The organism is Geodermatophilus sp. SYSU D00703, from assembly GCF_054050155.1.
Genome location: NZ_JBJGYU010000032.1, coordinates 37,489 through 50,087, shown reverse-complemented (window position 1 = coordinate 50,087; position 12,599 = coordinate 37,489). Strand labels below are relative to the sequence as shown.

Here is a 12,599-nt window from a genome sequence, read left to right as displayed (position 1 = left end):
CGCGCAGCTGGACCGAGCGGGCCTATCCCGGCCTGGTCCACTACAACCGGCTCGACCGCGGCGGGCACTTCGCGGCGTGGGAACAGCCGCAGCTCCTCGTGGAGGAGCTCCGGGCGGGTTTCCGGTCCCTGCGGGGACCCCACATCCCAGGCCCGCGCCATTGAGGAGGACCTGCCGGCGGTAGGCAGCGAGCTCCTGCCGCGCGCCGGTCAGCGCGTGCAGTAGCCCAGCTCGGCCAGACCCTGGAGGACCAGGGGCACGGCCTCCGGGGTGTTCGCCCCCGTGGCGTCGTGCAGGAGGACGACGGCGCCGGGGTGCACGTCCCGCAGGACCCGGTCGCGGACCGTCGTCGCCGGAGGGTCGGCCCAGTCGGTGGGGTCGACGTCCCACAGCACCATCGGGTCGAGGCCGACGTCGCGGGCCACGGCCTGCACGGCGGCGTTGCGTGCCCCGTACGGGGGGCGCCACTCGGTGGGCGCGGCGCCGGTCGCCTCCTGGAGGGCGTCGTCGGTGCGCTGCAGCTGTCCTCGCACGGCGGTCTCGTCGAGGGTGGTGGGGTCCGGGTGGCTCCAGGAGTGGTTGCCGATCGCGTGCCCCTCCTGGCTGGCGCGGCGGAGCAGCCCGGGGTACGCGGCGGCGAGCGAGCCGACGACGAAGGAGGTCGCCGTCGCATCCCGGGCGGCCAGCGCGTCGAGGACCTGCGGCGTCCCGGTCGGCGAGGGGCCGTCGTCGAACGTGAGGCGGACGTGACCGGCGGAGCAGAACCCGTCCGCGGGGGCCCGGACGGGAACGGCGAGCGGCGCCAGCACCAGGGCACCGCTGAGCACCGCCACGAGCGGCGTCATGCACCGACTGTGGCCCCTGCGCTCCCCCGAGCCGACGTCAGGGGGTCGTCAGGACGACGAGCTGCGCGGTCGCCCGCGTCATCGCGACGTAGCGGTCCACCGCTCCCTCGATGCCCGTGCCGAACCGCTGGGGGTCGACGAGGACGACCAGGTCGAACTCGAGCCCCTTCGCCAGCTCCGGGGTCAGCGACCGTACGCGGGACGTCTCCCGGAACGCGGGGTCGCCGATGACGCAGGCGACCCCCTCGGCGTGCGTGGCCAGCCAGGTGCCGAGGACCGAGCCCAGGTCCGACACGGGTCCGTGGACGACGGGGACGCCGGTGCTGCGGATGGAGGTCGGCACGTTGGCGTCCGGGAGCGCGGCCCGGATGACCGGCTCGGCCTCGGCCATGACCTCGGCCGGCGTCCGGTAGTTGATGGTCAGCGAGGCCAGGCGCGTCCGGTCCAGCCCGATCCGCCCGAGCCGTTCCTGCCACGACTCGGCGAAACCGTGCCGCGCCTGCGCGCGGTCCCCGACGACGGTGAGGCTCCGCGACGGGCAGCGGAGCAGCAGCATCTGCCACTCCGCGTCGGTCAGTTCCTGCGCCTCGTCCACCACGACGTGCGCGAACGGACCGGCGAGCCGGTCCCGGTCGGCGACGGGCAGCGCGGCCTCGTCGACGAGGGCATCCCGGAGGTCCTGGTGGCGCAGGCTCGTCATCAGCAGGAGCTCGGAGTCGTCGGCCGCGATCAGCTCGTCGATGACGCCGGCCATGCGCTCGCGCTCGGCGGCTACCACCGCGTCCTGACGGCGCTTGCGCCGGGACGCCTCCGGGTCGCCGAGCCGATGCCGCGCCGCGTCCAGCAGCGGCAGGTCGGACACCGTCCAGGCCCGGGCGTCCGCGCGCTGCAGCTTCCGGACGTCGTCGGGGCCGAGCCAGGGGGCGCACCGGCGCAGGTAGGCGGGGACCGACCACAGGTCCCCGACCAGGTCGGGCGCCTCCAGCAGCGGCCACGCGCGGTCGAAGGCCCGCAGCAGGTCCCCGTTCTGCTGCAGCGACCTCCGGAGCTGGTCGGCCGGGACGTCGTCGTCGAGCTTCTCCGCCAGGATCGCGAGCAGCTCCTCCCAGACCTGGTCGCGCGCCTCGTTGTGCGGGGTCCCGGGCTCGCGCGCCTCGAACGCCTCGGCCCACTCGTCGGCGCTCAGCCACAGGTCGGACCAGGGGGTCTCGACGGTCATCCCCCTGGCGGGCGGCTCCTCGTAGAACCGGACGGCCGCCTCGATCGCCGTCCCCACGTCCATGGCGGACTTCAGGCGCGCCACGTCCGGGTCGGTCTCGACCCCGGCGGTGGCCCCCTCCGGGACGAGGTCGCGCAGGGTGCAGGTCAGCACGCCCTCCTCGCCGAGGCTGGGCAGGACGTCGGAGACGTAGGCCAGATAGGGCTCGTGCGGACCGACGAACAGCACGCCGCCCCGGTGGTGGCCCAGGCGCGGGTCGGAGTAGAGGAGGTAGGCGGTGCGGTGCAGGGCGACGACGGTCTTGCCCGTGCCGGGACCGCCGTCGACGACGAGCGCGCCGTCCGACCCCGCGCGGATGACGGCGTCCTGGTCGGCCTGGATGGTCCCGAGGACGTCCCGCATCCGGGCCGACCGGTTGCCGCCCAGGCTGGCGATGAAGGCGGACTGGTCGTCGAGGGCGGCGTGCCCCTCCAGTCCGTCCGGGGTGAACACCTCGTCCCAGTAGTCGGTGATCCGGCCGCGGGTCCAGCGGTACCGGCGGCGGCTGACCAGACCCATCGGGTCGGCGTGGGTGGCGCCGAAGAACGGCTCGGCCGCGGGGGAGCGCCAGTCGACCAGCAGCCGGCGACCGTCGCCGTCGGTGAGACCGAGGCGTCCGACGTACACGGGCTCGGGGTCGTCGGCCCGGACGATGCGGCCGAGGCACAGGTCCAGGCCGAAGCGACGCAGGGCGCGCAGGCGGGCGGTCAGCCGGTGGACCTCCAGGTCCCGGTCCAGCGCCGCCTGGCCGGTTCCGCCGGGGGCCCTGCGCTCGGCGTCGAGGCGGTCGGACAGGTCGGCGATCGACCGCTCGAGGCTCTCGGCGACGGCCGCGAAGTGCTGCTCGTCGGCGGCGATCAACGCGGGGTCGGCCTTGGCGGTGAGGTCCTCGGGCAGGTCGAACGCGCCGGTGACCACCGGATCTCCGGAATCAGCTCCGATCGGATTCCCGCGTGAACCGGTGCTGGTCGACACGCGCAATTCAGGACTCCGTTTCCGCAGGTCTCGGCTTCGGTCGGCGATCCTCCGCCTCTCCCCGGGTCTTGCCGCAAGGCCCCCCGTGCGCTATACGTTCAAGTGGGAGGAATTGAGTTCCACCCCCATTTCTCGTCGTCCGCTGCAGACGGTTCCGGTCCTCATGTGCCCATCCGCCCGTGACGGTGGTGGGACGCCGTCGGGTCCGGAGCGGGCGAGCGACGTCCCGCCGCCTCGTGGACGACGTGCTGCCACGGCGCGCCCCCTCCTGGCCGGCATCGCCGCCAACCTGGCGGCAGGGACCCTGTTCGCCTGGAGCCTGGTGGCGCAGGACGCCGCGGCGGACCTGGGCATGTCCCCGGGAGGAGCCGCCGCCGTCTTCGCCACGGCGATCGTCGTCTTCAGTGCGGTGCTGCTGGTCGTGGGACCGCTCCAGCGGCGGTACGGCCCGCGCCGACTGCTCGCCGCGGCCGCCGCTGCCGGCGGGGGCGGGCTGCTCCTCGCGGCGACCGCGAGCGGACCCCTCGCCCTGTGGTCGGGTGTCGCGCTGCTCTTCGGGACCGCCAACGGGCTGGGGTACGGGGTCGCGGTCGGGCTCGCGGCGCGCGCCCCGCAGCGACGCCGCGGTACCGCCACCGGTCTCGTCGTCGCCGCCTACGCGGCCGGCCCCCTGCTGCTCGGGTTCGTCGCGGCCCCCGCCCTGCGGGCCTCGGGGTGGCGGTCCTGCCTCGTCGGTCTCGCGGTCGTCGTGACCGCGCTGCTCGCCGTCGCGGCCCGCCACGCCCCCGGGGAGCGGAGCCGACCGGCCGGGCCCGCAGATCGGGCACTCCGTCCCCCGCGGGCGCCGGTGGTCCTGTTGTGGCTCGTCTTCGCCGGCGGAACCGCTCCCGGGCTGGCGCTCTTCGCCCTCGCCGTCCCGCTGGCTTCGGCTCGGCACCAGGAGGCCCAGACGGCGGCCATCGCCGTGTCGGCACTCGCCGCCGGCAACCTGGTCGGACGGCTGGTGGCCGGCTGGGGCTCCGACCGGATCGGGCGGCTGCCGGCACTCGCGGTCGCTCTGGGGACGGCGGCGGTGGCGGTGGGCGGCCTCACCGGGCCCACCGCGCCCTCGGTGGTGCTGGCCGGCTTCCTCGGTACGGGACTCGCGTACGGCGCCGTGTCCTCGCTGGTGCCGGCGGCCACCGCGGACCGGGTCGGTGCGGACGCCTTCTCCACCGCCTACGGCCGGGTCTTCACCGGGTGGGGTTGTGCGGGGCTGCTCGCCCCCCTGGCCGGCGAGTACGTCCTGCGCCTGGCCGTCCACCAGGCTCCGCTGTTGTGGCTGGTGGCGGCGCCCCTGGTCCCGGCGGCCCTGGGGGTGGTCCTCCTCGCCAGGCTCGGGCCGCGGGCTCACCCACGGGTGCAGCCGGCGCGATAGCCGGGAGACGCAGCTCAGGGCGGTGGGACGGGTCGGGCCGTCCGCGGGTTCGTGCCCGCTGCACGGCACTCAGTCGGGAGCGCCAGCTGCCGGTGGAGCGGACATGGAGGCATGGACGTCCGTGAGCGGGGTCGCCGGGACCCGGATGAGACCCCTGGCCGGGCGGTCGAGGTCGAAGGTCACCACCAGCAGGACGGTGACGAGCAGCGCCGCGACCACCGTGGTGGCCAGGCCGCGTCGGATGGTGGACAGGTGCAGGGCCAGGTGGAGGGCCAGCGCGCCGAGAGCCACGGCGGCCCCGACGACCTCCACGACGAGCACGGCCGTCGGCACGCGGTTGGTCAAGGCGTACACACGGGTGGCCTGCGCGTCGAACGTCTCGTTGAGCGATTCGACGTAGAGACGGGGGGCACTGGCGAGCGGTTCTCGATCGAGGGCCTCTCCGGCCAACGACCAGAGCCGGCGCTGGTCGCGTTCGCTGGCTGCGAGTGCCGCCTGCTGAGCTGGGCTCCCTGGCACCGAGTCGGCGATCGCGATGCTGGTCCTGGTGTACCGCCGCAGCAGGTCGAGCGTCTCGGTGCGCACCGGCTCGGGGAGGGTCTGCGCGCGGAGGTAGGTCGTACCTATGGCATTGGCCTCGTCGACGGTGTCGGCCCTCCGCGACTCGTACCGTCCCAGCGCCAGGCTGAGGCCGAAGGCGAGGAGGAGGCCCATGAAGCCGATGAGTGCCCCCTGCAGCACCCCGAGCGGCTCTCGGAACCTGTCCGAGGAGTGGCCCATCCGCTGGCCGATGAACAGCCCAGCGAGCGTCGTGCCGATCATGAGCAGGCCGAGCAGGACCGCCAGGACCCAGGTGCTCAGCCCGAAGAACAGCATGATGCCCCTCCCGATCCACGTGGGATCCGCAGGCGAGCGGTCGGGGAGACCCGAGGCGCCCCCGTCGCAGCGCTGAGCTGGGCCGGCACGTCGGTGCCGAGCGCAGCCGCAACCGCCGACCGCCCCATGACGTGGTTCTCCACCGCCCGGGACGCGCTGGTGCTGCGGGGTCATCCGCACCGTCGGGACCGGAGGGCGCACCTGCCGCAGCTGCGGTGGGTTGCGCTGCCGGCCCCGCTACCACCGACGTCGGTCGCGTCGGTCCTCTCGCCGATCCTCGCGGCGGTCGGTGCGCCGTGCCACGCCGTGGGCGACGACCGCCGCGGTCCCGACGGTCGCGGCCGTGCGGGCCACCGGGGCCGGACCTATGACTGCGGCCCGGCGCATCCTTCGGGCTGCCAGCGGCATCTCACTCCTCCTGTCCCTCGTCGTCCTCTTCGAGCACGGCGAGCATGGCCTGGACCGGGATGCGCCCGCTGGCCACCAGTTGGCCGCCGGCACGCCGGACGGCCGAGGCGAACGGGGCCGCCCAGGTGTTCTCCCAGACCAGCAGCGCCGCGGTGCTGCCGGGTTCGACGGCCTCGGCGACGGCCAGGACGTCCTGCTCGCTGAGCAGCATCGCCAGCTCGCCCTCGTAGGCCCGCAGACTGCCGACATCCGTCTCGTCGACGTCGCGGAGCTCGTGGAACTCCAGCGACCCGTCCTCGCCCTTCCGGATGAGCAGCAGGTCCAGGACCCGGACCGTGCCGCGGTCGACCAGCTCTTCGAGGGCGGGGGCGATCTCTCCGTTGAACCTGCTCCCGGGGAACTCGACGACGATCCAGTCGACCGGTCCGAGTTCGTCGACGGCTTCGCGAGCCTCTTCGGTCACCTGTTGTGTCACGCCGCACCTCCCTGTGTCGGCCGGGGCATGGCCCCGTCGGTGTCTGGATGATCTGCTGATCCGGTCGGTGCGACCTCACCCCTCGAGGACGACTCGCCGCGGCGAGGAGCGGAAGCCGCATGCCGGCCCGAGAGCCCCGACAGGTGTCGCGGTGGAGGCGACGGCCCGGAGGCGACCTGGCCGGCGCAGGTGGTTGCGGCCACCGGCAGCTCTCGCCGCCGTCAGCTGCCTGCGCGGGTCGCCGCTGGCTGTTGCCCGTCAGCCGGTGGGGATGACTCCCCGCGGTCACCGAGCCGCCTGTCCGGGGCCGGCCGCGGGGGTGGAGGCTTCCCGGGCTGGGATGAGGTGGGCAACAGGCCGAGGCCGTGGGCGCGGTCGACGGCCTGGGTGCGGGAGGAGGTGCCGAGCTTGCGGTAGATGGACGTGACCTGGGCCTTGATGGTGTGCACGGACAGGTACTGCTGTTCGGCGATCTCCGGCAGGGAGCGCTGGGTGGCCAGCAGCGGCAGCAGCCGCAGCTCGGCCGGGGTCAGCCGGGGCAGACCGGGCGCGGCGCTGCGCTGCTGCTCGATCGCCGCCACCAGGTCCTGCGCGTCCTGCTGGAGGGAGCCGAACCGCAGTCCGCCGGCGAACAGCTGCTGTGCCTCGGCGAGGAAGGCCGCCGCGGCCGCGGGATCGCCGACAGCGACCGCGGCCCGGGTGAGCTCCAGCCGGGTCAGGACGGCCACGTGCCCGAGCGCTCGGCTGAGCTGCGGCAGCAGCCTGGCGGCCGCGGTGATCTCCCGGTGTGCGCCGGCGGGGTCGGCGGCGTGCGCGGCGATGCGGGCCCGCAGCGCGTGGTTCATCGCGGTCAGCGGGTAGCTCTGCTGGCCGGCTCGCTCGATCAGCGCCCACGCGCGTTGCACCAGCGCGTCCGCGTCCGGCCAACGGTCGGCCCGGAGGGCGATCAGCGCGCGCACGGACATCGCGAGTGCGGCTGCGCCTTCGGCGCGGAGGTGCTCGCCGAGCTCGGCGGTGTCGACCAGCTGCTGGTCGGCGGCGGCGGCATCGCCGCCCAGGAGCTCGGCGAGGCCCAGGCAGAGCGCGGCGGTCGGCCGGAAGTGGCTGGCCGGGGCGAGCAGTTGCAGCGCCCGAGCGGCCTGCTCGCGCATGTGCTCGTCGTCGCGGGCCATCGCCGCGCGCATGGTCGACAACCAGCCCTCCAGGGGGCTGCCGTCGGGCTGCTCGGCGGCCGGGTCCCCGGCGTCGGCGACCGCGGCCCAGCGTTCGGCCTCCGCCGGGCGTCCGGAGAGCATGGCCAGCCAGGTGCCCAGGACGGCGACGCCGCCGTCCGCGCTGCCGTGTTCGATCAGCCAGGTGAACCACTCGCCCAGTGCGGCGACCCGTCCCGCCGCGTACTGCCGTAGCCCGTCCCGCAGCACCAGCCGTCCCACGCCGTCGACGTCGGCAGCCAGCTGCGCGTAGTGCACGGCGGCGTCGAACAGGCCGTTGCGCTCGCACCATCTCGCGGCGCGCCGCGCGAGCGCGGGTACCGCCTCCGGGTCCGTGCGCTCGAGCTCGCGGCGCAGCACGGCCTGGAAGAGGGCGTGGTAGCGGTACCAGCGGCGCTGCCGGTCCAGCGGCACCAGCAGCAGGTTCGACGTCTCGACCTGCTCCAACTCGGCGGCCGAGCCGGTGCGCTGCAGCACCGCGTCGCACAGCGGCCCGCACAGCTCGTCGAGCACGGCGGTGCGGGTGAGGAACCGCAGCCGGTCGGCGGGCAGCTGGGCGAGGAACTCGCTACGGATGTAGTCGGCCAGCAGCCGGTCCTCGCCGGAGAAGGCGTCGACGGGCACCGTCGGGCCCGCACCGTGCCCGGCGAGGGCGGCGAAGTACAGGCCGATCGGCCAGCCCTCGGTGCGCGCCAGCAGCTGGACGACCTGCTCGTCGTCCAGCTGCGCCCCGGCCGCGGACAGCAGCTCTCGCGCGCCGGCGGCATCCAGCCGCAGGTCGGCGGCGCCGAGGTCGACGACGCGGCCCTCGCCGCGCAGCCGGGGCAGTCCCAGGGGCGGTTCGGCTCGGCCGGCGGCCGCGAGTCGGGCGCCGGTCGACAGGTGCCCCAGCACGATCTGCAGCGCCTCGGCGCCCTCGGCGTCGGTGAGCAGATGGATGTCGTCGATGGCGAGCACGAACGGCCGCGGCGCACGGGACACCGTCGCGGCCAGCTCGGCCACCACGGCCTCGCGCTGCAGGCGGTGCGCTGTCATCAGACGGGCGAACACCGCACGGTCGACCGGGATCACCTGGGCGAGTGCGAGCGCCAGGGAGCACAGCAGGACGACCGGGTCGTTGCAGCGACGGTCGAGCCGCAACCAGGCGAACGGTCGCCGGTCACGGGCCGCCCACTGCGCCAGCAGCGTCGTCTTCCCGTACCCGGGTGGAGCCACCAGCGCGATGACCTGCTCCTCGGCCTGCAGCAGCCGGCGCAGCAGCCCGGTCCGCGGCACGATGCCGGCGCGAACGGGCGGCGGCGTGAACCAGGACGGCAGGAGTGCCACCGGAAGCGGGGGTGTTGCCGCGTCGTCCGCCGCCCGGAGCGCCTGGCCAACGGCGGGGCTGGTTCCTGCCCGAGCCGGTCTCATCGGGGGCACGGTAGGACCGCCGGGATGCCCCGGACCAGGGGCCTCCGGCCCGTCCCGGCGCTACGGCTGGGGAGACGCGGCGCCGCCGATCGCCGCTAGGTCGGCGGCCTGCCGCAGGGCCTCGTCGGTGACCCGGTGCAGCTCGACCCTCCCGCCCAGGCCGGTCAGCTCCACGACGGCCTGTTCCGCCTTCGGCCGTCGGTCGAGGACCGCTACCAGGACCTGCCCGGCCTCCAGCTCGGCCGCGAACCGTGCCAGGTCGTCGGCCGACAGATCGGCGCCACCGGCGAGCAGTGGGCCGGCCGCCGGCGGCGGGCGCCGGCCCATCGCGAGCACCAGCACATCGAGCACCGGGCTCACCTCGCCGCCCGCGCCGGGCCGGGAGGGCCGAGACGCGATCTGCCCGCGTGGATCGAGCGTCAAGACGCCGACGCAGCCCTCGGGCACTTCCACGCGCGATCGCCGGGCAAGCAGGCGGGCCACCGCCGCCGCGGCCGTCGGCGGATCGAAGAACGCCACCGCCAGCCGCCAGGCCATGCCTCCGGCACCTCCCCCACCCCGTCGTGTCAGTGGGCAGGTTCCGGCGGCCGGCACGGGCCGGCATCACCCGATCCGGCCTACTCTCGCCGATCGCACCGGCCCGGGACGGGACCGGTGCGATGGCGTTATAGGGCCATTCAGGCGATGCCCGCACCTGCCCGTCCGGCAGACGCTCACAGCCTGGCACCCGCAGCACGGACGGAGGCGCCGCTGTGACGGCCGTCCCGACCGATGACGATCGGAGGCCCGGCCATGACCGCGGTGGAACAGGCACACGAGCGGCGCGACACGCCGTGGGGGCCCCGGCCGCCGGAGATCCCGCCGCTCGTCGCCAAGCTCGCGCCACCCCTGCTGGGGTTCGCGCCGCTTCCTCGTGCCCGGCTGTTCGACCAGCTCTCCGCCGGGGTCACGAACACGCCGGTGACGCTGCTGACCGGACCGGCCGGGGCGGGCAAGACCGTGCTCGCCGGCTCCTGGACGCGTGCCCAGCGCGATCTGCGGACCGTCGCCTGGCTCTCCCTGGAAGCGACCGACGCCGACCCGGTCACCTTCGGGCGCTATCTGGTCGCGGCCCTGGCACGGGCCGGGCTCGAGGTCGAGCTGCCCCGGTGGGGTCCGGCCGAGAGCTGGCCCGGGACGGCGGCCGTCCAGGTGGCCGCCGCCGTGCTCGCGTCGCCCCGGCCGGTGGTGCTGGTCCTCGACGACGCCGACCGCCTGACCCATCGGCTCGTCCTCGACGTGCTCGACCTGCTCGTCCGGCACGTCGGGGCGCGGTTGCGGCTGGTCCTGTGTGCCCGCGCTGCCCCCCTGCTGCCGCTGCACCGGTACCGCCTGGCCGACCGGTTGACCGAGATCCGCGCCGACCGGCTGGCCTTCACTGCCGGCGAGACCCGCAAGCTGCTCGCCGGCTTCGGCGCGCCGCTGACCGCCGAGGCCGCCGCTGCGGTGCACGCCACGACCGAGGGCTGGGTGGTCGCGCTGCGACTGGCTGCGGACCTGCTGCGGCGTGGGGTGCCGCCCGAGCACCTACCGACCAGCCTCGCCGCCGCCGAGGGTCCCGTGGCGGGGTACCTGCGCGCCGAGGTGCTGCAGCCCCTGCCGTCGCACGTGCGGCAGTTCCTGCTGCGGATCAGCGTCCCCGAGCAGCTGGAGCCGGAGCTGGCCGAGCGGCTCACCGGCCGACCTGACAGCCGGCGCATGTTGGCGGCGCTGGCCGCCGCCAACGTGTTCGTCGAGCGCCGGCCCGCAGCCGCGGGCGCCTTCCGGGTCCACCCACTGGTTCGACGAACCCTCGCCGCGCAGCTGGCGGGCGAGCACCCCGACGAGTTCGCCGCCGCGCACCACGCCTGCGCCGACTGGTACGCCCGGGCCGGCTGTCGTGCGCGAGCTGCGCAGCACGCCATCGCCGCGGGTGACGGGCGGCTCGCCGCCGAGCTGCTGGTCGTCGACGGGGCGGTGGTGCAGCTGCTCGCGCACGGCGCCGACCCGGAGCACCGGCCGGTGCCCACCGTCCCGGCCGGGGTCCCCGGCCCGGACGCGGCGGTGCTGCGCGCGGCGTCTGCCATCGCCGGTGAGACGCCCCCCGACCCCGCCGACCTCGCCGCCACCACGGCCGCGGCCGGCCACCCCGACACCGACCCGGCACTGCGGGCCGCCGCGGCCGTCATCTGCGCTGTGACGGCCGACACCACCGACCCCGCCGAGCAGGTGCGCGTCGCCGCCGACTCCGCCGAGGACCTGGTGGCGGCCCTTCCCCACGAACGCCGACGAGAGCGCGGCGAGCTGGCCGCGGTGCTCACCGCGGCCCGCGCCGCCGCGCTGCTGTACACGGACGCCGACGACCAGACGCTCCAGGATGCCCAGCACGCTGCGCTGCAGTCGAGCAGCGCCGCCGATGCGCCGCGGCCGGGTGCACGGTGCTTGGCGGGCCTGGCGCTGCTCGCAGCTCTGCAGGGGCGGCTGAACCAGGCTGCGGAGCTGCTCGATCGCTACCACGCGCTCTGCGCCGCGCACCGGCTACCGGCGGCCGACCACACGGCGACCGCGGCGACGGCAGCGGCCTGGATCGGCGCGGAACGGCACCACCTGCGTGACGCACAGGGCTGGCTGGCTCAGGCGGAGCGGGCTGGTTCCGACGTCGCGACCATCCACCCGTTGCTGACCGTGCTGCGCAGCCGGTTGCGCCGGACGCGGCACGAGCTGACCGCAGCCGAACGCGCAGTGCAGGCCGTCCTCGACGGCCCGGACCCACCTCGGTGGGTCTACGAACCGGTGCTCGACGAAGCCGTCCGGTTGCGCTTCGCCCGTCACGACGGGGCCGGGGGCCTGCAGCTGCTGGACCGCTTTCCCGCCTCCTCGCTGCACGCTGTGGTGCTGCGGGCCACCGCTGACGTGCTCGGCGTGTCCGGCGGGGGAGCCGCCCCACCCGCCACGGGCGCCGAGCTCCCTCCGGCCTTCGCGGTCGAGAACGCGATCCTGCAGACCTGCCGGCGGCTCCGGGCCGGGGACACCTCCGCCGCGGTCGCTGCGCTGGACCGGGCGTTGCGCCTGGCCGAACCCGAACGGCTGCGCCGTCCCTTCCTCGACACGCCCCTGCCGCTGTGGCGGCTGCTGCGCGCCCATCCGGAACTGGCGCACGCCGCGGCGTGGCTGAAGGTGACTCCTCCGAGCATCCCGACGCCGCGCCAGGGACGCCCGGTGCCCGGTGCGGTGCACGAGCGCTCCGCCCTGCAGGCCCGCGACCCGCTCACCCACCGCGAACTGGAGGTGCTCGGGCACGTGGCCGCGCCGCTGTCCAACAGGGAGGTCGCCGACGTCATGTTCCTGTCGGTGAACACCGTCCGTACCCACATCCGGGCGATCTTCGACAAGCTCGAGGTCACCAGTCGCGCCGACGCGGTCCGCAGCGCTCGGGCGCTGCAGCTGCTGTAGGCCCGTCTCGACCGTCCCTCCGCGACGGAGGGTGCCGGCATCGTGGGCGCTGCCGGCATCGCGCTGGTTGCGGGGCATCGGGGAACAGGTCACCGAGGGCCTCTCGACTGACCTCGGCAGTCCGGATGCCGTCCGCGTCGCTTGTGGCGGGAGGCCACTGCCGCCCCCGCGCCCCGCTCCCGCCGGTACAGCGCAGCGCTGAGCTGTCCCGGTCCTGGCCGTGCCCGTGCGGCAGCGGTCTCCGCTGGCACCG

8 protein-coding genes are annotated in these 12,599 nt (G+C 75.3%); 2 read left to right on the top strand and 6 right to left on the bottom strand.

Features of this window, described 5'->3' with window-relative positions; translation table 11 throughout:
- Positions 1-209: 209 nt before the first annotated feature.
- Both ACI782_RS21630 and helR read right to left on the bottom strand, forming a co-directional pair.
- Complete coding sequence (locus ACI782_RS21630) at positions 210-845, bottom strand: polysaccharide deacetylase family protein (RefSeq protein WP_456912158.1); 636 nt, start codon at positions 843-845, stop codon at positions 210-212.
- A 37-nt stretch (positions 846-882) separates the two neighbouring features.
- Positions 883-3,021, bottom strand: a complete 2,139-nt coding sequence (gene helR, locus ACI782_RS21625; protein ID WP_456912157.1) for an RNA polymerase recycling motor ATPase HelR — start codon at positions 3,019-3,021, stop codon at positions 883-885.
- A 220-nt stretch (positions 3,022-3,241) separates the two neighbouring features.
- Between helR and ACI782_RS21620 the strand changes: the two genes are divergently transcribed.
- Positions 3,242-4,495 (top strand): MFS transporter, encoded by a 1,254-nt coding sequence (locus tag ACI782_RS21620; RefSeq protein WP_456912156.1) that lies wholly within the window; start codon positions 3,242-3,244, stop codon positions 4,493-4,495.
- A 69-nt stretch (positions 4,496-4,564) separates the two neighbouring features.
- On the opposite strand, the gene ACI782_RS21615 is transcribed toward ACI782_RS21620, so the two are convergent.
- The 4 genes from ACI782_RS21615 to ACI782_RS21600 form a co-directional block, all read right to left on the bottom strand.
- Entirely contained in the window at positions 4,565-5,371 is an 807-nt protein-coding gene (locus ACI782_RS21615; RefSeq protein ID WP_456912155.1) for a bestrophin-like domain, read from the bottom strand.
- Positions 5,372-5,780: 409 nt separating this feature from the next.
- The gene (locus tag ACI782_RS21610) at positions 5,781-6,254 is read right to left on the bottom strand and encodes a DUF6325 family protein (RefSeq protein ID WP_456912154.1); all 474 of its coding nucleotides are present in this window, start codon (positions 6,252-6,254) and stop codon (positions 5,781-5,783) included.
- Positions 6,255-6,475: 221 nt separating this feature from the next.
- Positions 6,476-8,791 carry a LuxR C-terminal-related transcriptional regulator gene (locus tag ACI782_RS21605; protein ID WP_456912153.1) on the bottom strand — a complete coding sequence of 772 codons (2,316 nt, stop codon included), beginning with the start codon at positions 8,789-8,791 and terminating at the stop codon, positions 6,476-6,478.
- Between the two features lie 144 nt (positions 8,792-8,935).
- The gene (locus tag ACI782_RS21600; protein WP_456912152.1) at positions 8,936-9,412 is read right to left on the bottom strand and encodes a hypothetical protein; all 477 of its coding nucleotides are present in this window, start codon (positions 9,410-9,412) and stop codon (positions 8,936-8,938) included.
- Positions 9,413-9,667: 255 nt separating this feature from the next.
- On the opposite strand from ACI782_RS21600, the gene ACI782_RS21595 reads away from it, so the two are divergent.
- Complete coding sequence (locus tag ACI782_RS21595) at positions 9,668-12,346, top strand: LuxR C-terminal-related transcriptional regulator (RefSeq protein ID WP_456912151.1); 2,679 nt, start codon at positions 9,668-9,670, stop codon at positions 12,344-12,346.
- Positions 12,347-12,599 lie beyond the last annotated feature (253 nt).